Source organism: Kitasatospora sp. NPDC086791 (assembly GCF_040685975.1).
Lineage (GTDB): Bacteria > Actinomycetota > Actinomycetes > Streptomycetales > Streptomycetaceae > Kitasatospora.
On the sequence record NZ_JBFBOC010000034.1, the window covers coordinates 42,947 to 67,071 of the forward strand.

The 24,125-nt window shown below is 71.4% G+C and carries 25 protein-coding genes; 11 read left to right on the plus strand and 14 right to left on the minus strand.

Going from position 1 to position 24,125, the window contains the following annotated elements; translation table 11 throughout:
• Positions 1 to 28: 28 nt before the first annotated feature.
• Genes glgX through AB0Q99_RS29515 form a run of 10 tightly spaced genes read right to left on the minus strand, consistent with a single transcriptional unit; the run spans position 29 to position 10,191 of the window.
• Positions 29 to 2,095: a glycogen debranching protein GlgX gene (gene glgX / locus AB0Q99_RS29470; protein WP_363576617.1), complete on the minus strand. Its 2,067-nt coding sequence runs from the start codon at positions 2,093 to 2,095 to the stop codon at positions 29 to 31.
• Complete coding sequence (locus AB0Q99_RS29475; protein WP_363576618.1) at positions 2,092 to 2,433, minus strand: STAS domain-containing protein; 342 nt, start codon at positions 2,431 to 2,433, stop codon at positions 2,092 to 2,094. Before AB0Q99_RS29475 ends, glgX begins: the two co-directional genes overlap by 4 nt.
• Positions 2,430 to 4,259: an AGE family epimerase/isomerase gene (locus AB0Q99_RS29480; RefSeq protein WP_363576619.1), complete on the minus strand. Its 1,830-nt coding sequence runs from the start codon at positions 4,257 to 4,259 to the stop codon at positions 2,430 to 2,432. The genes AB0Q99_RS29475 and AB0Q99_RS29480 overlap by 4 nt, the downstream gene beginning before the upstream one ends.
• Positions 4,252 to 4,689 carry a VOC family protein gene (locus tag AB0Q99_RS29485; RefSeq protein WP_363576620.1) on the minus strand — a complete coding sequence of 146 codons (438 nt, stop codon included), beginning with the start codon at positions 4,687 to 4,689 and terminating at the stop codon, positions 4,252 to 4,254. The genes AB0Q99_RS29480 and AB0Q99_RS29485 overlap by 8 nt, the downstream gene beginning before the upstream one ends.
• Positions 4,689 to 5,282 (minus strand): DJ-1/PfpI family protein, encoded by a 594-nt coding sequence (locus AB0Q99_RS29490; protein WP_363576621.1) that lies wholly within the window; start codon positions 5,280 to 5,282, stop codon positions 4,689 to 4,691. Before AB0Q99_RS29490 ends, AB0Q99_RS29485 begins: the two co-directional genes overlap by 1 nt.
• Positions 5,275 to 6,825, minus strand: coding sequence for a GMC family oxidoreductase N-terminal domain-containing protein (locus AB0Q99_RS29495; protein WP_363576622.1), 1,551 nt, complete (start codon positions 6,823 to 6,825; stop codon positions 5,275 to 5,277). Before AB0Q99_RS29495 ends, AB0Q99_RS29490 begins: the two co-directional genes overlap by 8 nt.
• Positions 6,825 to 7,211 (minus strand): nuclear transport factor 2 family protein, encoded by a 387-nt coding sequence (locus AB0Q99_RS29500; RefSeq protein WP_363576623.1) that lies wholly within the window; start codon positions 7,209 to 7,211, stop codon positions 6,825 to 6,827. Before AB0Q99_RS29500 ends, AB0Q99_RS29495 begins: the two co-directional genes overlap by 1 nt.
• A 14-nt stretch (positions 7,212 to 7,225) precedes the next feature.
• Positions 7,226 to 7,681 carry a nuclear transport factor 2 family protein gene (locus AB0Q99_RS29505; protein WP_363576624.1) on the minus strand — a complete coding sequence of 152 codons (456 nt, stop codon included), beginning with the start codon at positions 7,679 to 7,681 and terminating at the stop codon, positions 7,226 to 7,228.
• 23 nt (positions 7,682 to 7,704) lie between these two features.
• Entirely contained in the window at positions 7,705 to 9,330 is a 1,626-nt protein-coding gene (locus tag AB0Q99_RS29510) for a thiamine pyrophosphate-binding protein (protein ID WP_363576625.1), read from the minus strand.
• Positions 9,331 to 9,366: 36 nt separating this feature from the next.
• A complete protein-coding gene (locus AB0Q99_RS29515) occupies positions 9,367 to 10,191 on the minus strand; it encodes a type 1 glutamine amidotransferase domain-containing protein (protein WP_363576626.1) in 825 nt (274 codons plus the stop codon).
• 235 nt (positions 10,192 to 10,426) lie between these two features.
• On the opposite strand from AB0Q99_RS29515, the gene AB0Q99_RS29520 reads away from it, so the two are divergent.
• The 8 genes from AB0Q99_RS29520 to AB0Q99_RS29555 all read left to right on the plus strand — a co-directional run bounded on the left by AB0Q99_RS29520 (position 10,427) and on the right by AB0Q99_RS29555 (position 16,310).
• Complete coding sequence (locus AB0Q99_RS29520) at positions 10,427 to 11,467, plus strand: ankyrin repeat domain-containing protein (RefSeq protein ID WP_363576627.1); 1,041 nt, start codon at positions 10,427 to 10,429, stop codon at positions 11,465 to 11,467.
• A gap of 10 nt (positions 11,468 to 11,477) precedes the next feature.
• Positions 11,478 to 11,786, plus strand: a complete 309-nt coding sequence (locus AB0Q99_RS29525) for a muconolactone Delta-isomerase family protein (RefSeq protein ID WP_363576628.1) — start codon at positions 11,478 to 11,480, stop codon at positions 11,784 to 11,786.
• A 29-nt stretch (positions 11,787 to 11,815) separates the two neighbouring features.
• Complete coding sequence (locus tag AB0Q99_RS29530) at positions 11,816 to 12,505, plus strand: EthD family reductase (protein WP_363576629.1); 690 nt, start codon at positions 11,816 to 11,818, stop codon at positions 12,503 to 12,505.
• Positions 12,502 to 12,960: a nuclear transport factor 2 family protein gene (locus AB0Q99_RS29535; protein ID WP_363576630.1), complete on the plus strand. Its 459-nt coding sequence runs from the start codon at positions 12,502 to 12,504 to the stop codon at positions 12,958 to 12,960. Before AB0Q99_RS29530 ends, AB0Q99_RS29535 begins: the two co-directional genes overlap by 4 nt.
• On the plus strand, positions 12,957 to 13,376 hold the full coding sequence (locus tag AB0Q99_RS29540) for a nuclear transport factor 2 family protein (protein ID WP_363576631.1): 420 nt from the start codon (positions 12,957 to 12,959) through the stop codon (positions 13,374 to 13,376). The genes AB0Q99_RS29535 and AB0Q99_RS29540 overlap by 4 nt, the downstream gene beginning before the upstream one ends.
• Positions 13,373 to 14,269, plus strand: coding sequence for an alpha/beta hydrolase (locus AB0Q99_RS29545; RefSeq protein ID WP_363576632.1), 897 nt, complete (start codon positions 13,373 to 13,375; stop codon positions 14,267 to 14,269). The genes AB0Q99_RS29540 and AB0Q99_RS29545 overlap by 4 nt, the downstream gene beginning before the upstream one ends.
• Positions 14,270 to 14,349: 80 nt before the next feature.
• A complete protein-coding gene (locus AB0Q99_RS29550; protein WP_363576633.1) occupies positions 14,350 to 14,634 on the plus strand; it encodes a UBP-type zinc finger domain-containing protein in 285 nt (94 codons plus the stop codon).
• The gene (locus tag AB0Q99_RS29555) at positions 14,631 to 16,310 is read left to right on the plus strand and encodes an FAD-dependent oxidoreductase (RefSeq protein WP_363576634.1); all 1,680 of its coding nucleotides are present in this window, start codon (positions 14,631 to 14,633) and stop codon (positions 16,308 to 16,310) included. Before AB0Q99_RS29550 ends, AB0Q99_RS29555 begins: the two co-directional genes overlap by 4 nt.
• A gap of 317 nt (positions 16,311 to 16,627) precedes the next feature.
• Here AB0Q99_RS29555 and AB0Q99_RS29560 read toward each other — a convergent pair whose 3' ends face one another.
• Positions 16,628 to 18,181 (minus strand): Na+/H+ antiporter, encoded by a 1,554-nt coding sequence (locus AB0Q99_RS29560; protein WP_363576643.1) that lies wholly within the window; start codon positions 18,179 to 18,181, stop codon positions 16,628 to 16,630.
• A 320-nt stretch (positions 18,182 to 18,501) separates the two neighbouring features.
• Here AB0Q99_RS29560 and AB0Q99_RS29565 point away from each other — a divergent pair, with 320 nt between their 5' ends.
• The 3 genes from AB0Q99_RS29565 to AB0Q99_RS29575 all read left to right on the plus strand — a co-directional run bounded on the left by AB0Q99_RS29565 (position 18,502) and on the right by AB0Q99_RS29575 (position 20,801).
• On the plus strand, positions 18,502 to 19,632 hold the full coding sequence (locus AB0Q99_RS29565) for a universal stress protein (protein WP_363576635.1): 1,131 nt from the start codon (positions 18,502 to 18,504) through the stop codon (positions 19,630 to 19,632).
• 438 nt (positions 19,633 to 20,070) lie between these two features.
• Entirely contained in the window at positions 20,071 to 20,475 is a 405-nt protein-coding gene (locus tag AB0Q99_RS29570) for a hypothetical protein (protein ID WP_363576636.1), read from the plus strand.
• A gap of 38 nt (positions 20,476 to 20,513) precedes the next feature.
• Positions 20,514 to 20,801 (plus strand): hypothetical protein, encoded by a 288-nt coding sequence (locus AB0Q99_RS29575; RefSeq protein ID WP_363576637.1) that lies wholly within the window; start codon positions 20,514 to 20,516, stop codon positions 20,799 to 20,801.
• 33 nt (positions 20,802 to 20,834) lie between these two features.
• Here AB0Q99_RS29575 and AB0Q99_RS29580 read toward each other — a convergent pair whose 3' ends face one another.
• The 3 genes from AB0Q99_RS29580 to AB0Q99_RS29590 all read right to left on the minus strand — a co-directional run.
• Positions 20,835 to 22,331 (minus strand): hypothetical protein, encoded by a 1,497-nt coding sequence (locus tag AB0Q99_RS29580; RefSeq protein ID WP_363576638.1) that lies wholly within the window; start codon positions 22,329 to 22,331, stop codon positions 20,835 to 20,837.
• 516 nt (positions 22,332 to 22,847) lie between these two features.
• Positions 22,848 to 23,522, minus strand: coding sequence for a response regulator (locus AB0Q99_RS29585; RefSeq protein ID WP_363576639.1), 675 nt, complete (start codon positions 23,520 to 23,522; stop codon positions 22,848 to 22,850).
• Positions 23,519 to 24,125: ATP-binding protein (locus tag AB0Q99_RS29590; protein ID WP_363576640.1), on the minus strand; the 607-nt coding region annotated here is incomplete at its 5' end. The genes AB0Q99_RS29585 and AB0Q99_RS29590, both read right to left, overlap by 4 nt.

Below are 24,125 nucleotides of genomic sequence, written 5' to 3' on the forward strand. Positions count from 1 at the left end.
CCTCTTGGGTGGCGTCGGCGTTCGGGCGTCAGCGGGCGAGCAGGATCGCCGTGGAGCGCGGGGCGATCCGGTAGCGGCCCGGGTCCTCCAACGGCGGTTCCGTACCCGGCAGGTGGAGGTCGTGCGGGCTGTCGGCGGCGGTGTCGGCCACCAGGTGCCAGGCCGTGCCGGGGCGCGGCTGCGGGAGTTCGAGGTCGTGCGGTTCCCAGTGGGCGTTCATGACGACGTAGATCTGCTCGTCGCCGCCGCGGAGCACCGCCAGCAGTCGGCTTTCCGGGGACCAGTCGGGCTCCCCGGCGCGGACGCCGTGCCAGCTGACCTCGCTGCCCGGATGGTCGGCGCCGCGCAGCAGCGGGTGGGCGTGCCGGAATGCGATCAGGCCACGGACGAAGCGGTGCAGCTCGGCGTTGGCCTCCAGCAATCCCCAGTCCAACCAGGACAGTTCGTTGTCCTGGCAGTAGGTGTTGTTGTTACCGGACTGCGTTCGGGCCAGTTCGTCGCCGGCGAGCAGCATCGGCACGCCCTGGCTGGTGAGCAGGATCGCCAGGGCGTTCTTCATCTGCCGCCCGCGCAGCCGGAGGATCACCGGGTCGCCGGTCGGGCCCTCGGTGCCGCAGTTCCAGCTGTGGTTGTCGTTCGCGCCGTCCGCGTTGCCCTCGCCGTTGGCCTCGTTGTGCTTGGTGTCGTACGCGACCAGGTCGTGCAGGGTGAAGCCGTCATGGGCGGTGACGAAGTTGACCGAGGCGGCGGTGCCGCGGCCGCTGTAGAGGTCGGGCGAGCCGACCAGGCGGGTGGCCAGTTCGCCGACCGTGCCCTCGTCCCCCTTGAGGAACCGGCGCACGGTGTCGCGGTACTTCCCGTTCCACTCGGCCCAGCGCCCGTAGTCGGGGAAGCTGCCGACCTCGTACAGTCCCGCGGCGTCCCAAGCCTCGGCGATCAGCTTGCAGTGCCGCAGCACCGGGTCGTGGGCGAGCTGCTCCACCAATGGCGGGTTGGCCAGCGGGGTGCCGTCCGGCGCCCGGTCGAGGATGGCCGCGAGGTCGAAGCGAAAGCCGTCGACGTGGTACTCGGACACCCAGTGGCGCAGGCAGTCGAGGATGAAGTCGCGCACCACGGGGTGGTTGCAGTTGACGGTGTTCCCGGTGCCGCTGAAGTTGTAGTAGTGACCCTCCGGCGTCAGCATGTAGTAGGTCGCGTTGTCCAGGCCCCGGAAGGAGATCGTCGGGCCCTGTTCGTTGCCCTCGGCGGTGTGGTTGAAGACCACGTCGAGGATCACCTCGATGCCGGCCGCGTGCAGTCCCTTGACCAGCGTCTTGAACTCGTCGGCCTGCATGCCGAAGCGTCCGGTGGCCGCGTAGCCGGCCTTGGGCGCGAAGAAGCCGACGGTGTTGTAGCCCCAGTAGTCCGCCAGTGGGGCGCCGGTCGCCGGATCGCGGCGCGGATTGCCGTGTTCGTCGAACTCGAAGACCGGCATCAACTCGACGCAGTTGACGCCGAGTTCCCCCAGGTAGGGGATCTTCTCCCGCAGCCCGGCGAAGGTGCCGGGGGCAGAGACCCCGGAGGACGGGTGGCGGGTGAAGCCGCGTACGTGCAGCTCGTAGACGACCAGGTCCTCGGTGGGGATGCGCAGCGGCGCGTCGTCGCCCCAGTCGAAGTCGTCCCGCACCAGCCGGGGACGGTACGGGCAGGGGCGGTCCCGGTCCGGTGGGCTGCCCCAAACGTCCCGACCGGAGATCATCCGCGCGTACGGATCGGTGAGCACCCGGCTCGCGTCGAAGCGGTCGCCGTGCTCGGGGTCGAACGGGCCATCGGCGCGGAAGCCGTACTCCAGGTCCTCCTCGTCCAGGCCGAAGACGGTCATCGCGAAGACGCTGCCGGTGCGGAACTCGGCGGGGAACTCCAGCTCGGCCAGCGGCCGTGGGGCGCCCGCCTCGAACAGCACCAGCCACATCCGGGTGGCCCGGTCCGAGTAGACCGAGAAGTTGACGCCGCCCGGCACCGTCGTGGCTCCGAAGGGCAGCGGGCGGCCGGAGCGCACGCCGTAGCCGGCGATGGTCCGGGTCGGGTAGGCGTCGATGCGGTCGGCGGTGCTCATTCGCGGACCGGTCCGAGGACGGCCGACGCGTTCTCCCGGACGTCGAAGAAGTCGAGGAAGCCCGTGGAGGCCATCACGAACCGCACCTCCTCCGCGAGCCCGACCAGGACGGTGACGGTCTGCCGGCGCAGCGCCTGCCGGTGCACCAGCAGGAGGGTGCGCAGTCCCGCGCTGGAGATGTACGGCACCCCGCTGAGGTCGATGACGGTGGTCGTAGTACCGCCGATCAACGGCAGGATGTCGGCCTGGAGTTCGGCCGAGGTCACGCTGGTGATCTCCCCTTCGAGCTCGACGACGGTGACGCCGTCCTGCTCCCGGGAGCGGACCGAGACGGTCATGACGCCTTCCCCACCGGTTCGAGGCGGACCCGGACCTTCACCCGGCCCCGGCCGGACGGCAGACGAACGGTGAGCGCGTCGGCGTCGTGGTCCGGGTACGGCACGCCGTCGAGCTCCACCTCCGCGATCCGCACCGACCCGGCCGGCAGCAGGTCGGGCGAGACCCGCAGCAGGCCGTCCGGGAGGCCGGCCGGGTCGGGCTTGAACCAGAAGTCCATGCCCCGGCCGCCGATCAGCAGGTTGTTGTAGACCGCGGCGAGGTAGCACAGCTCGGCCGAGTGGTACATGCTCATCGAGTGGCTGCCCTTGAGCCGCTCGGTACCGAGCAGGTAGGGCGTGCCGGTGGCGAGCACGTTGAAGTAGACGGCGCCCTCGTCGTGGTCGAGGAAGTAGGCGTTGTAGAAGGCCTCGGCGTGGCGGGCGTCGCGCAGGAACCGCTGCCCGCCGGTGACGCCGTGGAGGATCAGGTAGGCGAGGATCGCCTGCTCCTGCTGCCACCAGGCCTTGCGGTCGTGCCAGGCGAAGCGGTGGTGTTCCTGCCCGTCGGCGAGGACGCGCTCGACCACGTCGTACCAGCCGCCGCGCTGGCGGTCGCTGCCGACGGCGGGCATCAGCTCGCCGATCTCGGTGGCCGTCGCCAGGTACTCCCGCTTGGGGCGCAGCGCGTGCATGCGCATCAGGTTCCAGGCGATCTTCAGGTTGTGGCCGACCACCGCGCGGTCCTGCTGCCAGCCGTGGGTGGTGTCGTGGGACCAGTCGCGGTGGAAGCGCTCCTGGACGAACGGGCTGTTCTTGCGGTCCGGGAAGCGGTCGACGATGGTGTCGAAGGTGTACTCGAGCATCCGGGCGTAGGACTCGTCGCCGGTGGCCAGGTAGAGGTTGATCAGGTACGCGGGGGCGTGGTCGCCGACGGAGTTCCAGTTCTTGCGCGCCTTGTTGGGCCCGAGCGATTCGTGGTCGGCGCGGAACAGGATCGGATCGATGTGCGAGTAGTAGCCGCCGTGCTCGCGGTCGAGGAAGAACTTCTCGAACAGCCGCAGGGTGGCGTCGGCGTCGCTCCTGATCCGCGGGTCTCCAGTGACCCGGTAGGTCTGGACCGGTCCGGCCAGCGCGTAGATCTGCTCGTACATCGGGATGGCGTCGTAGTCGTCGGAGAACTCCGAGGTGAAGAGCTTCTTCTCGGTGTCCCCGTCCACGCTGAGCCCGTGGTACCAGTAGACGACGTCCTCCTCCGGGTCCACCACGCGCATGTGCTCGCGCAGGTACTCGGTGCCGCGTTCGGCGACCTCCAGGTACTCGTCGTCGCCGGTGAGCATGAAGGCGGAGGCCATGCCGTACACCAGGCGGGAGATGGTGTCGGTCTCCTGGACGTGGCTGGCGGTCTTGTCGCCGCCCAGGCGCAGCTGGGTGCGGTAGCCGGTGAAGTCGATCGGACCGTCGCCGAACTGGGCGCGGCGGTAGAAGCCGGCGATGGACTCCAGCTGGCGGATCCACCAGTCGGTCTCCTCGAAGCGGTACGCCCCGGGGCGGCGGCCGGGGAACAGCAGGCGCTTGGCCTCGATCCGCGTCGTGCCGCCTTCCGGGTAGAAGACCACGTGGGCGTGGAGGTAGCGCCCGGGCTCCAGCATCGCGTCGAGGTGGCCGACGGCGTCGGCGTACGGCTCGTCCAGGTTGCGCAGCAGCTCCGCGGAGACCTCACCGACGGTGGAGATCTCGAACTCCCGGCCGTCAGTGGTGCGGAGGGTGAAGCGCCTGGCGTCGCGGTCGTGGGCGGTGACGTAGCCCGCGATGGTGTCGGAGAACGTGAAGTTCACCGTGTCAGACATGGATCTCCCTTTCGGTGGTCTCGATGACGTCCTGGTCGCGGTAGCCCTGGCTGACCTCGACGACCACGCCGTCCGGGTCCCGCAGCCACACCGTCCGCCAGCCGTTCAGGACCTCGTCGAAGTCCAGCGGGCCGAGGGTGACTTCGGCGGCGTCGCCCATCGCGGCGAGCAGGGCGTCGACACTCTCGGCCCGGAAGGCGATGTGGCGCACCGCACCCGGCTGTGCCGGGCCGTCGGCCGTGGCGCTCGGGGCGGCCGGCCCGTCCGGGGCCGGGAAGAGTTCGAGGTGGGCCTCGCCGTTGCGCAGGAAGAGGATCTCGCCGCCGCGGACCGGCACGGTCCGAGCCCGGTGGAAGCCGAACCAGCGGGTGTAGAACTCCTCGGTCACGCGCTGGTCGCGGCAGTTGAGGCCGACGTGGGCCCAGCGCATCACCGGCTCCTCCGGTCGACGAGCAGGTCGATGACGGTCCTGGCGAGGAGGTGGTGGTGCTCCCCGGTGCGCGCGGTGACCAGGTCGCCGTCGATCACGACGTCCTGGTCCACGTACTCGGCGCCCATGTTCCGGACGTCGCCGATCAGGTTGTTGTGGCAGACGACCTTGCGGCCCCTGACGGTCTGCGGGATGGCGGAGGCCAGCCACATGCCGTGGCAGATGATGCCCTTGACCACCCCCGGTTCGGAGAGCGCCCAGCGCAGCAGACGGGTGGCCGGAGCCAGCCGGTTGACGTCCTCGCTGTAGCGCAGCCGGTCGGCCACCATGCCGGAGGGCACGATGATCGCACCGTACCGGCGCGGGTCGGCGTCTTCGAGCCCGCGGGTGACGGTGAGCGGTGCGCGGAACTCGTGCCCGGTGAAGGTGAGTTCGCTCTTGCCCCAGAGGCGGCTGAGGAGGTCGACCTCGGCCCCCTCCTCGGCGAAGCGGTGCCGGTAGTAGGTGATCTCGGGCTCGTAGTAGTCGCTCTCCACCAGCACCGCGATGCGGGTGCCGGTCAGCGGTCCTTCCCGGACGGCGACGTCAGCCATGGGTCCCTTCCCTGATCAGGTCGGCCGCCCGTTCGGCGATCATCACGACGGCGGCATGGGGGTTCGCGGAGGGCACGGAGGGCATCACGGCGGCGTCCGCAACGCACAGCCCGCTCACCCCGTGAACGCGCAGACGCGGGTCCACCACCGACAGGTCGTCGGTGCCCATCCGGCAGGAACCGGCCTGGTGGTGGTAGCTGTCGGCGGTGCGTCGGACGAAGGCGCGCAGCTGCTCGTCGCCGCGGACGGCGGGCCCGGGCCACAGTTCCTGCTTGTGCCAGGGCGAGAAGGCGGAGGTGCCGATGATCTCCCTGGCAAGCTTGACGCCCTGGACGAGCCGCTCCAGGTCGGAGCGGTCGCCGAGGTAGTTCGGGTTGACCAGCGGCCGGGCGAGCGCGTCGGCCCTGGCCAGCCTGACCCAGCCGCGGGAGGCGGGCCGCACGACGCCGGGCAGGACGCTCACCGTGTCCGGGTGTTCACGACTCACGGCCGGATCGAACGGAGCGTGCACGAAGGCGAATTGGAGGTCGGGCGCGACAAGTCCCGGTTCGGAGACGAGGAACAGAGCCGCCTCCGACAGGTTCTGCCCGGCGGGCGGAACGGGGGTGCGCGACTCGGACATCACCGCGGTCAGCACGTGGTTGTGGAAGTTCTCCCCGACCCCGGGCAGCGCGGTGCGGACGGTGATGTCGAGGTTCCGCAGGTGGTCGGGGTTCCCGATGCCGGAGAGCAGCAGCAGTTTCGGAGACTCGATCGCACCGGCGGCGAGGATCACCTCGGCGGCGGCGAACGCCTGGTGGATGCCGACGCGGGGCTCCTCGCCGTGCACGTCGCGCACCGCGCGCCCGTCGAGGACGGCCGGCTCCGGGCGCTGGAGGTACTCGACGCCGACGCAGCGGCCTCCGGTCAGCACCAGCCGCAGCGCCTGGGCGCTGGTGCGCAGCGTCAGGTTGGGCCGACCGAGAGCGGGTTCGAGGTAGCCGGCGAGCGCACCGCGGCGCCGGCCGCCGGCAATGTCCAGGCGGTGCCAGGCGACGCCGTGCCTCGGTCCGTCGGCGAAGTCCGCGAGCCTCGGGTGGCCGAGCTCGACACAGGCGTCGACGAAGGCCCGGGAGGCCGGGTTGGCCGCGTCGAGGCCGGCGTGGGCGAGCGGCCGGTCGGCTTCCGTCCGGTCGAAGTAGGGCCGGACGTCGCGGTACGACCAGCCCGCCGCACCCTGGTGGGCCCAGTGGTCGAAGTCCGCCGGGTGGCCGCGGACGTGCATCATCAGATTGAGGTTGCTGCTGCCGCCGGGGGCCCGGCCTCGCGGTTCGCGGGTGACCCGGCCGTCCAGACCCGGCTGCGGGATGCTCCGGTAGCCCCAGTCGATGCGGCTGCCGAGCAGCCGCATCCAGGCGGTGGGGTCGTCCACCTCGGCCGGGACGCGGGCGGCCCCGGCTTCGAGGACCAGCACCCGCACGTTCGGGTCCTCGGTGAGGCGGTGGGCCAGGACGCTGCCGGCCGTGCCTGCGCCGACGACGACGTAGTCGAACTCCTCCCTCATCACAGCCCCGAGCTCCGGGACAGCACCTGGAACGGCAGGGTGTCGTGGAAGTTGGACATGTAGGTGATCCGGCCGGCGCGGATGCGGAAGTAGTTCATGACGTCCGCCTCGATCGGCCTGCCGGAGGAGCTGCGGGCCGAGATGTGGGACACCACGGCCGCCTCCTCGCCGTCGACGTCGACCAGGAAGTAGCGGGGGACGTTCTCGAACGAGGCGTACATCGCCCCCATGCCCCGCATCATCGCGCGGAGTCTGTCGCGTCCCTCGATCCGGCCGGCGAGTTGTTCGTCCATCACCATGTCCTCGGCGAAGAGGTCGCACCAGCTGTCCCAGTCGCCGTCGTTGGCGTGGACGTAGTAGTCGGCAAGCACCTCTCGGGCGTTCATCGTCCCCCTCCCGGTCACAGGGCGGCGGAGCCGGGCATGGGCTCCAGCGCGTTACAGGTGTAGGTCTTGATCAGCGGCGTGCGGCCGTCCTCGCCGGCCACCACGGTCCAGGTCTGGTCGGCGTCGAAGCCCAGCCACTGGCTGTCGGCGGCCGGGGCCCGCCACGCCCTGGCCTGCCAGTTGACGCTGACGCGGACCTCGGCCTCGGCGCCGTCGATGGCGGCGCGGACCCGGAGCACGGTGTGCTCCTCGTCGAAGAACCGGTGGACGGCGGCCTCGTACCAGTCGGCGAAACCCGCATGACCGCGGAAGACGCCCTCGGGAAAGCGCAGTTCGAGGCCGTCATCGACCAGGAACCGCTTCACCTCGTCCGGGTCGCCGTGCCGGTCCAGGGCGGCGTACCACTGCTCGACGAGGGTGCGGACGGCCCGCTCGGTGAGGAGGGGCGCTGCGGAACCGGGCTCCGGCATCGCGAAGACTCCTTGGGGTGTCGTCAGACCTGGAGGTCGACCAGGAAGGGCCCGGTGGCGGCGAGCATCCGCTCGACGGCGGCCGCGGCCTCCTCGGGCTTCTCCACGCGGATGCCGTCGGCGCCCAGGGCGCGGGCCAGCTCGGCGAATCGGATGTCCGGACGGGAGAGGTCGAAGGAGGAGGGGAACTCGTGCGCGGGGATCCGCCGCTCCTTCCAGTACTGGGCGATGTTGTCGTCCAGCAGCCGGTACTTGCGGTTGTTGCAGACCACGAACTTGGCTGCGATGCCGTACCGGGCCGCGGTCCACAGCGCCTGGTAGGTGTACATCGCGCCGCCGTCGCCGGTGAAGCCGACCACCGTGCGGTCGGGGTGGGCCAGCTTGGCGCCGATCGCCCCGGGGATGCCGACGCCGAGCGAGCCGCCCCGGGTGAGGAAGTAGTCCCCGGGCCGGTCCGGCGGCAGGTGCCTGACCACGGCCGGGGAGGAGGTGAGCGCCTCGTCGAAGACGATCAGGTCACCGCCGGTCTGCCGGGCGAGCTCCTGGACGAACCGCTCCAGCATCGTGTCCCCGGCTTCGGCAGGCCGCTGCTCGGCCCTGCGGGCGGCCGACCGCGCAGCGGCCGCGCGCTTCCGGCGCAGCGTCATGCGTGCCGACAACTCGGCAGCGAGGGCGGCCAGGCTCGGCTTCGGATCGGCTACCAGTCCCAGGTCCACGGGGTGGTTCTTGGCGATCTCGTTCGCGTCGAGGTCAATGTGCACGATCCGCGCGTCCGCCCGGAACGGGTTGGTGAGCACCGGGAAGACCTCGGGGAAGACGTACGTGCCGACGATCAGCACGGCGTCAGCCTCCGCGACCACGGCCGCGCTGCGCTCGCCGAACATGTGGCCGGTCTGGCCGCGTGAAAGGGGGTGCGAGGCCGGCATGTTGACCTCGGAGGAGTCGACGGACCAGACGTCCGCACCGAGGGTCTCGGCGACCCTCACCAGCTCCGGCTGCGCCCCGGCGACCGCCACGCCGTCGCCGACCAGGATCAGCGGCCGTTCGGCGCCCGCGAGCAGCTCGGAGGCGCGGGCCACCGCCTCCGCCGGTGGGGCGGAGGCGGTGACCGGCAGCGTCGTGGGCAGGACGGGCTCGTCGTTGAGCTCGTCGAGGACGTCCATCGGCACAGCCACGAACACCGGGCCGCGCGGCTCGGTCATCGCGATCTTCACCGCACGGCGGACCACCCGCAGCAGCGATCGGGGATCGGTCACCCGGGTCGCGTACTTCGTCACCGGCCGCGCCATGGCGACCAGGTCGGCCGCCATCTGCGCGTCCATGGCGTCGTAGCGCACCCCGGCGTCGCCGGCGATGACGACCAGCGGGGTGTGCCCGCGCAGCGACTGGTAGAGCATGCCGATCCCGTTGCCGAGGCCGACGCCCGAGTGCAGCTGCAACAGCGCCGGCCCGCCGGTCGCCCGGGCGTAGCCGTCGGCGATGCCCGCCGCCACGGTCTCCTGCAGCGCCAGCACGTACCGGAACCCCTCGGCGTGGTCCGCCGCGTCCAGGAATCCCTGCTCGACCGTTCCGGGGTTCCCGAACATCAGGTGGATGTCGGCCGCCTGGAACTGCTCGATGAGTTTGACGTTTCCTGTCTTTCCCGTCACCGAATCACTCCTGTCCTTTCTCGGCGATCGGATTCCCTACCAGCCGAACCGGGTGAGTCCGTTCTCCAGCATTTCGACCATCTTCCGGCCGGTGAGGAAGGAGTCCGGGGTCGAGCGGCCGGTGACGAACGGGTAGTCGACGATGACCGACAGCGGCTTTCCGAAATTCCCGTGGTAGGCGCCGTCGGGCCCGGTGGCGTCGCGCAGGATGTACTCCAGCGGGTACGGCGGCGGGCCCATCACGAAGTCGGTGCCGAGGAAGCCGGTGCCGTCCTTGTAGTCGTACTCCTTGCAGTGGCCGGTCACGTGCTTGCCCCGGATGATGCTCTTCCGGTCGTCCCAGTCACGGGCGAAGGCGAGGCAGGCGACGCCGTAGCACTCGGCGCCGACCGGCTTGCCGGCCCGCAGGAAGGCCAGGATCAGGTCGTGCACCCGCTCGTTGTTCGCCAGGTCGACGATCGGGCCGCTGCCGCCGACGATCAGCAGGGCGTCGTAGGTCCGCAGGTCGGCATCGATCCGCTCCAGCGCGTGGTGGTACTCCTCCAGCTTGCGCAGGTGGTCCGGCGAACTGGTGTAGGGACGTTCGGGGAGCCAGGCGCTGAGGTCGAGCGGGTCGTCGAGCCGGTTGCCGCTGTCCACGGCGCGGCCCAGCGCGGCCACCTCGGCGGTGGTCACCGAACGGCCGAGCGGCGGGTCGACGTACTCCTCGTCGAGGCTCGGCGGCAGTGCGCGGGCCCTCTTGCCGTTGGGGGTCGCGAACGTGACGCGGTAGCCGCGCTGGTCGAACTCGCTGAGCGGGCCGACCAATTCCTCGGCCCAGTAACCGTATTCCGAGAGAACCATCAGAATGTGCTTGGGCATTTCCCCGTCCTCCTTCACCGGTGGTTGTCCGCCATTGAGCCTGAAGGTGGGGGGGATGCCTGTCAAAGGGCTCGGATCCAGTTTGTGAGGTTGCCGCGACTTGGTGAGGTCGCGTTCGGGGAGCGTCAAGAAGCGACCCCCGGGAACAGAGTTTGTCAGGTCGCCGCATGGACCCGCCCCACCCTGGATAATCTCCCGGTCGACTCATTGGAGAAGAAGGCAGGCGAATTCGAGAATGACGAGAAATCCGTCCGAGGAATTCCTCACGGCCGTGCACCGGGGCGACACCGACGGCGTGCGCCGGTCGCTGGCCGCCGGCGCCGACCCGGGCACCCGCGACACCCGGAGCGGACTGACCGCTCTGATGATCGCCGCGGGCCGTGGGAACGCCGCGCTGGTCCGGCAGCTGCTGGAGGCCGGAGCCGACCTCTACACCGCGGACTCGCGCGGCGGCGGCACCGCGCTGCACAAGGCCGTCCAGGGCGGCGACCCGGAGACGGTCCGCGCGCTACTGGACGCGGGCGCGTTCGTCGACGCCGTCGCGGCCACCACCGGGCACACCCCGCTGATGGACGCGCTCTGGTACAAGTGGCCCGCCGTGGCCGCCGTCCTGCTGGAGCACCGGGCGGGGCTCAACCTGTCGACGCACTACGGCTTCTCGATGCGCGAGCACTTCGAGTACGAGCTCAACGTCAACATCCGCGGCAAGGACGGGCTACTGGCGGCCGAGCGCCTGCTGACCGCCCGCACGCACGCGGACCAGGAGGCGGCCGAGGAGCAGAAACTCATGGCCGCCGTCGTCGGCGGCGATCTCGGCGCGGTCCGCCGGCTACTCGCCGAGGGCGCCGAGGTGGACACCCGCTTCCCGGTCGTCAACGGCTTCAACGACGCGCACACCCCGCTGCTGGTGGCCTGCCGCGACGGCCACCAGGAGATCGCCCGCGAGCTGCTCGCCGCCGGAGCCGACGTGAACGTCACCGAGCCCACCTTCGGCGCCGTCCCCCTGCACAAGGCGGTCTACAACGGCCATGCCGGGATCACCGCGCTGCTGGCGGCCGCACCCGGCGTCGACCTGGACTTCCAGGGCATCACCAACGGCTACACGCCGCTGCACGACGCGCTCTGGCACGGCTACGAGGACTGCGCCCGGATCCTGATCGACGCCGGCGCACGGCTCGACCTGGTCGGCCACGACGGCAAGCTCCCGGCCGACATCGCCCGCGAGGGCCTCGGCGTCGAGCACCCCCTGACCCGCGTCCTGACCGAACACCGCTGAGGAGCGCACCATGCTGTTCTACGTCCAGATGAAGTGGAAGCACGAGGGCCGGATCTCGCTCGACGAACTGTGGGAGGTCGAGCAGGAGGAGGCCGAGCACGCCGTCGACACCATCGACTCCGGCTTCTGCGTCGGCATCTGGAAGGTCGCGGCGCAGAAGCGGGTGATCGCGATCATCGACTCCCCCGACGCCGAGGAGCTCGACCGCACCGCGCTGGGCCGGCTGCCGATGCGCGAGTACCTGGAGTTCGAGGAGGTCTGGCCGCTGCGCGACTACCTCGGCTTCGCGGAGGACGTCACAAAGCGCTACCGGGTCTGACGGCCCGACACCTGTCCGAAGGAGGAGACGTGATCCATCAGATCATCCTGGCCCACCCGAAGCCCGGGATGTCCGAGCGGGAGTTCCAGCGCTACTGGGTCGAGGAGCACGCGGTCCGGTACGCCGCGAAGATCCCGCAGATCAAGCGGTACTGCGTCGACACCCGCCTCCCCAGGCCCGGCGACGAGGAGGCCCCGCTGTGGAGCGGCGTCGCCGAGATCTGGCTGGAGAACGAGGAGGAGCAGCTCGCCTCGTTGCAGAGCCCGGAGTTCCTGGAGGGTGCCCGTCTCGACGAGCCCCGCTGGGCGGCTTTCTGGCGCACGGTCGTCCTGGACACCGACGCGCACGTGGTCGTGCCCGGCGGCGGCGAGGCGCCGGCGGTCAAGGTGATGATCCTGGTCAAGCGCCGCGAGGGACTGCCGCTCGCCGACTTCCGGACCGACAGCCTCACCCGGCACGCTCCGCTCGCCGAGAAGGTCCCGGGCCTGCGCCGGTACATCCAGAACCACACCCGCGACACCTTCTACGGGGTGGGCGAGGCGGTCCTGGACGCCGCGTACCAGCTCTGGTTCGACGACGTGCGGGCGTACGAGACCGCCCGCAGCACCCCCGAGTACCGGACACTGCTCGCCGACCTCGCCCGCATCGCCGAGCCCCGGTACGTCCACACCCTCCTGGTGGAGGAGCACTGGGTCCTGGGCCGCGAGGCCGGCGCATGACCGGCTCCGAACTCCGCGACCGCCTCGACGTCGTCGACACGTGCACCCGGATGTGCTGGCACACCGACAAGCGCGAGTGGGACCGGCTGCGGACGGACGTCTTCGCGGACGAGGTCCTGGTCGACTACAGCAGCCTCGACGGCGGCGAGCCGACCGAGCTGGCGGCGCAGGACCTGATCGCCGCCTGGCGCGACCTGCTCTCCGGCCTGACCGCCACGCAGCACCTGCTGACCAACCACCTGGTGCGGACCGAGGGCGACACCGCCCTCGCCACGGCCGACTTCCAGGCCACGCACCTACTCCCCAACGCTCTCGGCGACCCGCTGTGGACGCTGGGCGGGCACTACCGGTTCACGCTCCGCCGCACGGCGGCGGGGTGGCGGATCGACGGGTTGACGATGACCGCCGTGTGGGCCGAGGGCAACCGGCAGATCCTGGAGAGGACGAAGCGATGAGTACGACACGGGAGATCGCCACCGGCTGGTTCGACGCGCTCACCAGCGGCGACTTCGCGCGGGCGCTGGACCACCTGGCGGACGACGTCGAGTGGATCAACTACACGCCGGTGCCCGGCTGGAACGACGCGATGCCGTGGATCGGCACCCTGCGCGGCAAAGCCGCCGTCAAGGACAGCCTCGGCGTCTTCGCCGGCGTGGTCGAGCTCGGGAAGGAGGAGCTGGTCGAGCTGGTCGTCGACGGCGAGCAGGCGATGGGCGTGCTCCAGGAGCGGTCCACCGTCAGGAAGACCGGGATGGCGTTCGAGATCGAGTTCGTCCAGTGGCTCACCGTCCGGGACGGGAAGATCGTGCGCTGGAAGTCCTTCACCGACCCGTCGCAGATCCTGCGCGCCATCAAGGGGGCCGCGGTATGACCGATGTCGTCCACACCGAGCACGTCGCCTTCGACAGCGACGACGTCCAACTCGTCGGCACCCTGTACCGCTCCGCCAACCGGGGCCGGGGCCCGGCGGTCGTGGTCCTCGGCTCCTGGACGACCGTCAAGGAGCAGATGGCCGCCGCGTACGCCCGGCGGATGGCCGAGGCCGGCTTCCACGCGCTGACCTTCGACCCGGCCGGATACGGCGAGTCCGGCGGTCGGCCCCGCCAGGTGGAGTCTCCGGCCCGCAAGATCCGGGACGTCCACAGCGCCGTCACCTTCCTCGGCCGGCGCACCGATGTCGATCCGCACCGGATCGGCGCCCTGGGGATCTGCGCCGGGGCCGGGTACACCGCCGTCAACACCGCGAACGACCCGCGCGTGCGGAGCCTGGCGCTGGTCGCGCCGTGGCTGCACGACGCCGCGCTGGTCCGCGACGTTTACGGCGGCGCGGAGGGGGTCCGGCAGAAGATGGACCTCGGGCTCGCCGCACGGTCCCGGTACGAGCTGGGCGAGCCGGTGGACTACGTCCCCGCCGTGAGCACCACGGACCCCTCGGCCGCCATGTTCGGCCCCTTCGACTACTACCTGGACGCGCAGCGCGGCGCCGTGCCGACCTGGGACAACCGGTTCGCGGTGATGTCCTGGCCGCACTGGCTCACCTTCGACCCGCACCCGGCGGCAGCACGGATCACAGCGCCGACACTGATCGTCACCAGCCATGACGCGGCCATCCCGCAGGGCGCGGAGAAGTTCCACGCCGACCTGGGCGGCCCGAAGACCCTCGTCTGGACCGAGGGCAACCAGTTCGACTTCTACGACCGGGAATCCACCGTCGACGAGGCCGCAGCCCTCGCCGCCCGGCACTTCGCCGAGACGCTCGCCTGACGCACCCGGCGACCGCCCGGGGCGCGGGGAGCTCCACGGCTCCCCGCGCCCCGAGGGCCACTCACCGCAAAGGACCCCCGATGCCCACCTGCTCCCACCTCGACGCGATCGCCGACGAGCCCGCCGTCCCAGCCGACTCCACCGAACCGGCCGCCTGCCGGCAGTGCACGGAGGCCGGCGCCGTCTGGGTGCACCTGCGCCGGTGCCTGACGTGCGGCCACGTCGGCTGCTGCGACTCCTCGACCAGCAAGCACGCGAGCCGCCACTACGAGGCGACCGGCCACCCCCTGATCGCCTCCCACGAACCGGGCGAGAGCTGGGTCTGGTGCTTCCCGGACCGGCTCCTCCTGGAGTCCGCCGGATGACCGCCGCCGCGACCGACGCGGCCCGGAAGCCGGTGATCCTCGCGGTCGACGACGATCCCCAGGTGCTCCGCGCCGTCCGCCGCGACCTGCGCTCCGCGTACGCCGACGACTACCGCGTACTGGGCGCCGCTTCCGCCGCCGAGGCGCTGAGCGTCCTGGACACCCTGGACGCACGCTCCCAGGACCCGGCGCTCTTCCTGGTCGACCACCGGATGCCGGACATGACCGGCGTCGACTTCCTCCTGGAGGCCGTGAGCCGCTTCCCGGACGCCAAACGGGTACTGCTCACCGCGTTCGCCGAGACCGACGCCGCGATCACCGCCATCAACAAGGTGCGGCTCGACTACTACCTGATGAAGCCCTGGGACCCGCCCGCCGAGCGGCTGTTCCCCGTGCTGGACGACCTGCTCTCCGACTGGGTCGCCTCGTGCCGCCCCGCCTATCGGGGCATCCGTGTCGTCGGGCACCCCGTCTCCGCCGGAACACACTCGGTCCGGGACTTCCTGACCCGCAACGGCACGCCCTTCCGCTTCCTGAACGCGGAGAACAACCCGGAGGCCCGGCGGCTACTGGCCGAACGCCCACAGGTGCAGCTGCCGCTGGTGGTGTTCCCCGGGGGAGCCGCGCTCTCCGCCCCGGGCACCGCCGAGCTCGCCGACCGCCTCGGCCTGGTCACCACCGCCTCCCGGCCGCACTACGACACGGTCATCGTCGGCGCCGGCCCGGCCGGGCTCGCCGCCGGCGTGTACGCGGCCTCGGAAGGCCTGTCCACCCTGCTGCTGGACGCGGAATCGCCCGGCGGACAGGCCGGTACGTCGAGCCTGATCGAGAACTACCTGGGCTTCCCCGCAGGCTTGTCGGGCGGCGACCTCGCCCGGCGCGCGGTCAGCCAGGCCGCCCGGTTCGGCGCGGAACTGCTCCACCCGGTGGACGTCGTCGGATTGCGACGGGCCGACCCCGCCCGGATCCTGACGCTGGCCGACGGTTCCGAGATCAGCGCCGGGACCGTGCTGGTGGCCACCGGGATCTCCTACAACCGCCTGGGGGTGCCGGGCGCGGAGCGGTTCGAGGGTGCGGGCCTGTACTACGGGGCCGCCACCGCCGAGAGCAGTTCCTGCGTCTCCCACCACGTCCACGTCATCGGCGGCGCCAACTCTGCCGGACAGGCCGCGATCCACTTCTCCCGGTACGCCGCCAGGGTCACCGTGCTGGTGCGGGGCGACGCGTTGGAGACCGGGATGTCCCGGTACCTCGTCGACGAGATCCGCCGGACCCCGAACATCGAGGTGCGCCTCAACACCCGCGTCCTCGCCCTGGACGGGGAGGAACGGCTGGAGCGGATCGCGCTCCTGGACGACGCCACCGGCCTGCGGACCGAGGAGACGGCCGGGTTCGTCTTCACCTTCATCGGCGGGCGTCCCCGCACCGGTTGGCTGGACGGCTTCGTGGACTGCGACGAGCACGGGTTCGTCCTCACCGGGTCCGACCTGATGGGCTCCGGCGAACGGCCGGCTTCCTGGACGCTGGCGCGCGATCCCTACCTCCTGGAGACCAGCGTCCCGGGCGTGTTCGCGGCCGGAGACGTGCGTGCCCACTCGATCAAGCGCGTGGCCTCGGGCGTCGGCGAGGGCGCCATGGCCGTCGCCCTCATCCACCGCTACCGGTCGGACGGCTGACGCACTGCCGATGTCCGGCGATGAACGCACGGCGCCCTCCGGCAGGGCCCGGCTCCGACACCTGCCGCCTCATGTGGATAATCCCTTCCGTGACCTCAGAGATGGGCCGCCACAGGTGGCGGTCGGCACTTCGCGCCTTCGCTCTCTTCCTCGTGTGCGGTGGGATCAGCCTCTTCGTCTGCGGGATGGTGACGCACCGCCCTGCCGGTGCGGCGCCGTGGAGTGGGCTCCTCTTCGGGGCGGCCATGTGCGCAACGCTCACCTCGATGTTCCCACCTCGACGACGCCGCTGACCTCCCCTGCGGAAGGCCGACGGGTCACGGGGTGCCGAGGGCGGCCTCCTCGCGGTCGAGGTCGTGCTGGAGGCGGCGGCGGGTGGTGTCGCTGATGCGGTGTTCGTCGTAGAGACGGTGCAGCTCGGTGCTCTGGACGGCGATGACCTCGTGGCGCAGCTGCCGGTAGGCGGCGTCGGCGGTGCTTCCGTCGGGGGCTTCGGGGGTGCGGTCGAGGCGTGCGGTGAGGCCGCGCCGTACCCGCTCGAGGGCGGTGTCGGGCATGGCCTCCAGCTCGGTGAGGTGGTCGACGTGGTCGAGGGCGGCGCGGTTGAGGGCGTCGCGGGCGTCGTCCTCCTCGCGGGCGGTGTGCTCGGGTTCGAGGGCGAGTCCGGAGCGGTTGACCACGGCGGCGAGGGTCAGGCCCTGGACGACCAGGGTGAAGACGACGACGGCGGTGGTGAGCACCAGGACCAGCGGTCGTCCGGTGAGCTTGGTGCCGTCGTCGGCGAGCAGCGGGATGGACAGGGCGGCGGCCAGCGGCATGACGCCGCGGGTGCCGGCCCAGGTGACCACCCCGGCGACCCGCCAGGACAGTCGTCCGCGGCCCTGGGTGGGCTTGATCGCGCGGGTCAGCGGCAGCGTGGACAGCACCCGTACCGCGATCAGCACGGCGGCCAGCGCGAGTGCCTGCAGCGGCCAGAGCCCGGTGCCGGCAGGAAGGTCCCGGACCAGCGTCGGCAGTTCCAGGCCGACGATGGAGAAGACGACGCTCTCCAGCAGGAACACCACCACCGCGTACACGGCGTGCAGCTGGAGGCGGATGTGGGCGTCGGTGAGGCGGTGGCCGGAGCGGCCGAGCAGAACCCCGGCGACCACGACCGAGGTGACGCCGGAGGTGTGCACGGATTCGGCCAGCACATAGGCGGCGTACGGGGTGACCAGGGCGATCACGGTCTCCAGCACCGGGTCGGTGGTGCGGCGACGCACCAGCCATACCAGGCCCGCGACGGCGGCGCCGACCAGGCTTCCGCCCCCGCCGAGCAGCAGGAACTCCCCGCCCGCCTCGGGCAGGCTCACCGAGGCGCCGACGGCCACCGCGATGCCGACGGCGACCTTGAACAGGACGAGCGAGGTGGCGTCGTTGAACAGGCTCTCAGCCTGCACCAGGACCTGGACCCGCCCGGGCAGTGCCAGGCGGCGGCCGAGCGCGGTGACCGCCACCGGGTCGGTGCTGGCCAGCACGGCACCGAGGACGAAGGCCATCGCGGGCGGCAGTCCGGCGACGGCGACGGCCGTGAAGCCGACAGCGGCGGCGGAGGCGAAGACCAGGCCGAAGGAGAGGATCGTCACCGGCCGCCACACCGTCCGCAGGTCCCGCAGCGACAGCTCCTCTGCCGAGGCGTATAGCAGCGGCGGCAGGACCACCATGCCGATGATCTGCGGCGGTACGTGCAGCGCGGGGACACCGGGTATCAGCGCAACCCCGACACCGGCCAGGACCAGCAACGAGGGCGCGGGCACCCGCAGGCGCCGGGCGAAGGTGGCCACGGTCGTGGCCAGAACCACCAGGACGAGAACGATCCCGACAACGCGCATCGGCGGGTAAGACCTCATCACGACGAGCGGGGTCACCGCCGCCCGATCGCCGCAGTCGTCCCCCGAGCCGACCAGGCTTCCCGGCACACCTATGGTCATCTTATCGGGATATTAGCGGGGAGCGAGCGTCAGGGCATATTCCCACGTCGCCGGGAGCACGGTCGGCGCACATAGGGCGCGAGCGCCGCAGCCGTTCTCCCGGTGCGGCTCCGTACGTGTGAGGACGACCATGGAGACGAAGGTGGTCAGCCGTGGGGCTCACCTGCGGCGGCGTCCGAGCCGTGCCGGGTTCCACCGGGCGGCCGGGAAGGACGGCGGTGATGCCTCGCGGCCGGTTGCGGGTCTACCTCGGGGCCGCTCCCGGGGTCGGCAAGACGTACGACATGCTCGCGGAGGGGCAGCGCCGTGCCTCGCGGGGCACGGACGTGGTGATCGCGTTCGTGGAGGACTACGGCCGACCGCTGACGCGCCGGATCGCCGAGGGGCTGGAGACCGTACCCCGCCGGACGATGTCGTACCGGGGTTGCGCCTTCACCGAGATGGACCTGGACGCGGTGCTGGCCCGCCGTCCCCAGGTGGCCCTGGTCGACGAGTTGGCGCACACCAACGTCCCCGGCTGCCGCAACGGCAAGCGTTGGCAGGACGTCGAGGAACTGCTGGAGGCCGGGATCGACGTCATCTCCACCGTCAACATCCAGCACCTGGAGTCGCTGAACGACGTGGTGGAGCAGATCACCGGCATCCGGCAGCGCGAGACCGTCCCCGACGACGTGGTCCGCCGGGCCGACCAGATCGAGCTGGTCGACATGTCCGCCGAGGCCCTGCGCAGACGGATGGCGCACGGCAACATCTATCCGCCGGAGAGGATCGACGCGGCACTCGCGAACTTCTTCCGTGCCGGCAACCTGACCGCGCTGCGGGAGATCGCGCTGCTCTGGGCGGCCGACCGGGTCGAGGAGGCGCTTCTGCGCTACCGCCACGACCACGGGATCCAGCAGCCGTGGAGCACCCGGGAGCGGGTCCTGGTCGCGTTGTCCGGCGGGCCCGAGGGCGAGACCCTGATCCGGCGGGCCAAGCGCACCGCCTCCCGCGGGGCCGGCGGAGAGTTCCTGGCGGTCCACGTCGCGCGCGACGACGGGCTCACCGGTGCGTCGCCGCTCCTGCTGGCCCGCCAGCGCGCCCTGGTGGAGAGCCTCGGCGGGAGCTGGCACACGGTGGCGGGCGACGATCCCGCCGAGGCCGTGCTCGGCTTCGCGCGGGAGGTCAACGCCACCCAGATCGTCATCGGCGCCACCCGCCGTAGCCGCCTCAAGAACCTCTTCGGTCGCGGCACCGGGGAGGCCATCATCGAGGGTTCCGGCGACGACATCGACGTCTACGTCGTCACCCACTCCGAAGCCGCCCACGGCCGTCTCCTGCACCGCCGTCGGCCTCCGGCGGGCGACGGCTGACCACGGGCTTCCGCCACCGCCGCAAACCGGTCCACGGGAAACGTTTCGGACAACTGTTGGTCTCGCGCGCACGACACCGCCGTCAAAGCCACGTCAAGGTTCCGAACCACCCGCATGGAACGCGTCAGGGCGGAATGGCAGCTGAGAGCCCGGCGGCGTCGACGCTCCGGCCGGGCAGCACCTGGTGCTGGTGACGCTCGGCACCGAACACCGGCAGCACTGGGACCACTGGGCGGCGGCGGTGGGCACCGCCCTGCGGAACCTGTCACTGCTCGCGCCGCGTCCGGCCGAAGCGGCACCGCCCCGCCGCGCCGGCACCGGCGGCCGAGCCGCCGACCGGCCTGGAGGAGCGGGTCCGGCAGGCGTTCGGCTGACGACGGTGTTCAGCCGGCGGCGAGAAGCCGCCGGTGCTCGGCCGGCGGGGAGAGGAGGTTCGGCGTGATGCGGTTCCTGCTGGACGTGCGAATGGTCCTGCTCGGCCTGGTGGGCCTCGGCAGCCTGTGGTGGCTCTACCGGCTGATCACGGTCCGCAGGCTCCGCCGGCAGCGCGAGGGTGTGCCCGTGGAGCAGCAACTCGCGGAGCTGCGCGCCGAACTGGCGGCGGCACCGAGCAACACCGTGCTGTTCGACCTGCTGAAGGCGAAGTATCCGGCAGTCGGGGCCGAGCAGGCCGCCGAGGTGGCGCGGTCTGTGGGGCCCTGGCAGGTGATCGAGCGCGGGCCCGACGGAGCGCCGAGCTGGGTGTTCCGACACGCCGAGCGCGCACCGCAGGACCAACCTCCGGCCGAGCAACGGAGTCTCGGCAGCAGCGGATCGAGGTCCTGGACAGGCAGTACGAATTGACGGTCGATTCCCTCACCCGGACGGCGGAGGTGTTCACCGTGACGTACTCCGTCACCCCGCCCCTCCCGGACGACGTGCCTCCCCTATCCCACGCTCAACCGCCACTGTTTCTCTGGCTGGAAGCCACCGACGACCTCGGCAACCAGTACACCGACTACGGCGGCGCCCACGGCCTGAGCACCGACGGACTACGGACGCAGGGCACGATCTCCGGGCAGCCCGCGGTCGCCGCCGAGGCTGGCCGGCTCACCGTGAGGCTCGTCTTCCTCCAGGGCCGGTCGGAACACGGCTACGAGTTCTTGCTACCACTGCCGGACGAGACCTGAGGCGTTCCGGCCCCCCCTGGTCTCCCCTCCCGTTCAGGCGAACTCGCGCAGGCGCGGCCGCACTCCCGACGCGGTCAGGGCGAGCGCCGCCGCCAGGGCCGCCGCGCCGAGGGCGGCGGCGGTGGCGGCGAGGTCGTCGTCGGTCGTGGCGACCGCAGCCTCGAAGGCTCGCTGGTTGATCGCCTGGTTGTCGTCGAGGGCGGCGCTGAGCACGCCGAAGTCGGCGTTGGACTGACCGGGGTTGAGGCCGGTGTTGTAGGTGACGGCCTCCTTGAGCTTGCCCTGGGCGTTCAGCTCGCGGATCTTCCGGTCGTCGCGCTGGTACTGCTGGAAGGCAGCGAGCACCCGCTCCGCAGCGTCCTGTTCACCGGTGAAGGTGATGTTGCGCAGTTCGTCGCCGAGGTACCCGCCGAAGCCCACCTGGCCATGGTCGGCCCGGTGTTTGTCGGCCAGTGCGGCCAGCCGGTCGTCGTACGAGGCGAGGGTGGCACCGTCGACCCGGGCGAAGGACTGGGTCTTGTCGAGGAAGCTCTGCTCGTAGGCGGCCGCCCGGGCCGGGTCGGTCAGGTAGCGGCTCTCGTCGGCGTTGAGGTCGTACGCGACCGCGCGGGCCCGGCTGAGGGCGATCACCGAGTCGAAGGAGTCGCTCTTGGCGACCACCAGCTGGTCGTCCGCACGCGAGGCCAGCGACAGCGCGGCGACCAGACCGACGACGGTGAGCAGACTCGCCGCGGCCAGCGGCACGTTGACCAGCCGCCGGAAGCGCACCGCCAGCACCCGCTGCAGCAGCCCGAGCACGATCAGCGTGGTCAGGCCGGTGAACAGGATCCACCACCAGCCGCCGGCCAGGGCGGCGCGCTGGTCGGTGTAGTTGCCCTCCACGACGGCCGCGTTGGCCTTGGTCACCTCGTCGACCGCCGGTAGCAGCTGCTGGCGCAGCAGGTCGGTCGCCTGCCGGTAGGCCGCGAGGGCGTCCGCCGAGGGGCGGCCGGCCTGGGCGCGGGCCTGCTCCTCCAGCAGCTGGGCGCGGGCCACCAGGGCCTCGTACCGGCCGAGTTCACCGATGACGGTCTGCACGGCCCGCTGCCCGGCCGCATCGCCTGTGACCGCCTCCGCGACGCGCTGCAGGTCGGTGTCGGCCTGGGTGCGCCGCTGTTCGTAGGTGTCCAGGGTCTCCCTGCGCAGCGCCGCGTAGTCCGGGTCCGCGCCGAACAGCAGCAGGTTCGCGGCCTGGGCGTCCATGTCGTTGAGCGCGAAGTACAGGTCCGCCGAGCGCACCACCTGCGGGGCGGCCTGGTGGCCGATCACGTCCGTACCGTCCCGGGCCCCACCCAGGACGGCGGCGATCACCGTTGCGGCGACGAGCAGTGCGGCCAGGCAGAGCCCGGTGAGAGCGCGCACCAGGCGCGGGGTGGTCCACCAGGCCCGGCTGCGCCAGGAGCTGCCGAACAGGTGGCGGGGGGCGCGCGGCGCGGGGAGTGGTACGGCTGTCTCCTGTCGCGCCGTCTCCGACGCGACTGTTTTCCCCATGACAGCCGTACCGCCCGACGTTCCCGTTGGCATCGCCGCGCGCCCCCTCCCCTGTTTTTCACTGGCCGCCGAACCTTCCCCGGAGGAACCCGCCGGGAGTCGGGATTCGGCAAACGGTCCGCCGCCAGGCCCCACGCCCGGGCAGCGAACCGTTTCCTCGCAGCTCACACTAGGTGCGGCCGAACACCCGTCCGCCTGCCCTGACGACTCCTTGACGCGGCCGACGGTCATCTTGACGAGGCATTGGCGCACAATCCGTCCGGGTGCTCCGCCATGGCACGGTGCGTGCGGGGCCAGTGGCTCTCCGTGGGTGATCGTCCGCTGCTGCTAGGCGGATCCGTCGCAGGTCCGGGATTCCGTCCGTGATCCTTACGGGATCCGTGCGAGCGGGATCAAGAAAGCGCGAATTCCTTCGAACTTCCCTCCCGGCAAGGCCATTGGCACGCAAAGGAACCCCGTACCAGCAGGCGGGAAGCGAGGCGACCGCCGGATCCGGCCGTCCCGGGTACGGCTGGTTCAGGGCCGGAAGCGGTAGCCGATCCCGGGCTCCGTGATCAGGTGGCGCGGCCGGGCCGGGTCGGGTTCGAGCTTGCGCCGCATGCTGGAGAAGAAGACCCTCAGGTAGTTGCTGTGGTTCGCCGCGTCCGGGCCCCAGACCTCGGTCAGGATCCGCTGCCCGGGCACCAGCCGACCGGGGTCGGCCAGCAGCAGTGCGAGGATCTTCCACTCGGTCGGGGTCAGCCGGATCGGACCGTCCGGGCCGGTGATCGTGCCCGCGACCAGGTCAACGGCGTTCGGCCCGATCCGCGTCTGCGGCAAGGGCTCGGGTTCGGCGGGTCGGCGCAGGACGGCGCGGAGCCGGGCCAGCAGTTCGTCCATCACGAACGGCTTGGTCACGTAGTCGTCCGCGCCCGCGTCGAATGCGCGGAGCTTGTCCGCGATATCGGCCCGCCCGGTCAGCACGATGATCGGCACGGCCAGCGTGGAGCGGATGCCCTCGATCACGTCCACCCCATCGAAGTCCGGCAGGCCGAGGTCGAGCAGCACGGCGTCGGGCGGCGCCTGGCCCGCCGAGTCCAGCGCCTGCTGGCCGGTGGCCGCGGTGAGCACCGAGTAGTGCCGGGCCTGGAGGTTGATCCGCAGGGTGCGCAGCAGCGCCGGTTCGTCGTCGACGACGAGGATGTGGCTCACCGCTCCGCGCTCCTCTCCAGCCTTGCGATGCCGGGTTCCTCGATCCGCGTCTGCGGGACTGCCTGCAGGGTGAGCAGCATGGTGGTGCCGCCGCCGGGGGTGTCCTCGACCTCCAGGCTGCCGCCCATGGCCTCGGCGAGGCCGCGGGAGAGGGCGAGGCCGAGGCCGACGCCGGTGGTGTTGTCGGTGTCGCCGAGGCGTTGGAAGGGCAGGAAGACCCGGTCGCGGTCCTGGGGGGCGATGCCGGGGCCGCGGTCGATCACCCGGATCTCGACCTGGTCGGCGTGGTGGCTGCCGGTGACCAGGACGGGCGCGCCGGGAGCGTTGTACCGCAGCGCGTTGGTGATGACGTTGGCCAGCACCCGTTCCAGCAGCGGCGGGTCGGCGAGGACCGGCGGGGCCGTGTCGAGGTCCAGCGGCTGGACCGGCGCGTACGGATCGGGCAGCGAGTCCACGGCGCGCATCAGGACGTCCTCCAGAGCGGTGGGCGCCACGTGGAGGGTGAGCGCGCCGGCCTGGAGGCGGCTCATGTCGAGCAGGTTGTCGACCAGGCGGGTGAGCTTGACCAGCGATTCGTCGGCGGTGGCGAGGAGTTCGGCCTGG

Excerpts from the sequence above, each read along its gene's own strand:
- AB0Q99_RS29490 (WP_363576621.1), bottom strand. The coding sequence starts at position 5,282 with ATGGCTGACGTCGCCGTCCGGGAAGGACCGCTGACCGGCACCCGCATC.
- AB0Q99_RS29485 (WP_363576620.1), bottom strand. The coding sequence starts at position 4,689 with ATGCGCTGGGCCCACGTCGGCCTCAACTGCCGCGACCAGCGCGTGACC.
- AB0Q99_RS29525 (WP_363576628.1), top strand. The coding sequence starts at position 11,478 with ATGCTGTTCTACGTCCAGATGAAGTGGAAGCACGAGGGCCGGATCTCG.
- AB0Q99_RS29475 (WP_363576618.1), bottom strand. The coding sequence starts at position 2,433 with ATGACCGTCTCGGTCCGCTCCCGGGAGCAGGACGGCGTCACCGTCGTC.
- AB0Q99_RS29540 (WP_363576631.1), top strand. The coding sequence starts at position 12,957 with ATGAGTACGACACGGGAGATCGCCACCGGCTGGTTCGACGCGCTCACC.
- AB0Q99_RS29505 (WP_363576624.1), bottom strand. The coding sequence starts at position 7,681 with ATGCCGGAGCCCGGTTCCGCAGCGCCCCTCCTCACCGAGCGGGCCGTC.
- AB0Q99_RS29580 (WP_363576638.1), bottom strand. The coding sequence starts at position 22,331 with ATGGGGAAAACAGTCGCGTCGGAGACGGCGCGACAGGAGACAGCCGTA.
- AB0Q99_RS29555 (WP_363576634.1), top strand. The coding sequence starts at position 14,631 with ATGACCGCCGCCGCGACCGACGCGGCCCGGAAGCCGGTGATCCTCGCG.
- AB0Q99_RS29535 (WP_363576630.1), top strand. The coding sequence starts at position 12,502 with ATGACCGGCTCCGAACTCCGCGACCGCCTCGACGTCGTCGACACGTGC.
- AB0Q99_RS29550 (WP_363576633.1), top strand. The coding sequence starts at position 14,350 with ATGCCCACCTGCTCCCACCTCGACGCGATCGCCGACGAGCCCGCCGTC.
- AB0Q99_RS29520 (WP_363576627.1), top strand. The coding sequence starts at position 10,427 with ATGACGAGAAATCCGTCCGAGGAATTCCTCACGGCCGTGCACCGGGGC.
- glgX (WP_363576617.1), bottom strand. The coding sequence starts at position 2,095 with ATGAGCACCGCCGACCGCATCGACGCCTACCCGACCCGGACCATCGCC.
- AB0Q99_RS29560 (WP_363576643.1), bottom strand. The coding sequence starts at position 18,181 with ATGCGCGTTGTCGGGATCGTTCTCGTCCTGGTGGTTCTGGCCACGACC.
- AB0Q99_RS29480 (WP_363576619.1), bottom strand. The coding sequence starts at position 4,259 with ATGTCTGACACGGTGAACTTCACGTTCTCCGACACCATCGCGGGCTAC.
- AB0Q99_RS29515 (WP_363576626.1), bottom strand. The coding sequence starts at position 10,191 with ATGCCCAAGCACATTCTGATGGTTCTCTCGGAATACGGTTACTGGGCC.
- AB0Q99_RS29565 (WP_363576635.1), top strand. The coding sequence starts at position 18,502 with ATGCCTCGCGGCCGGTTGCGGGTCTACCTCGGGGCCGCTCCCGGGGTC.
- AB0Q99_RS29545 (WP_363576632.1), top strand. The coding sequence starts at position 13,373 with ATGACCGATGTCGTCCACACCGAGCACGTCGCCTTCGACAGCGACGAC.
- AB0Q99_RS29495 (WP_363576622.1), bottom strand. The coding sequence starts at position 6,825 with ATGAGGGAGGAGTTCGACTACGTCGTCGTCGGCGCAGGCACGGCCGGC.
- AB0Q99_RS29500 (WP_363576623.1), bottom strand. The coding sequence starts at position 7,211 with ATGAACGCCCGAGAGGTGCTTGCCGACTACTACGTCCACGCCAACGAC.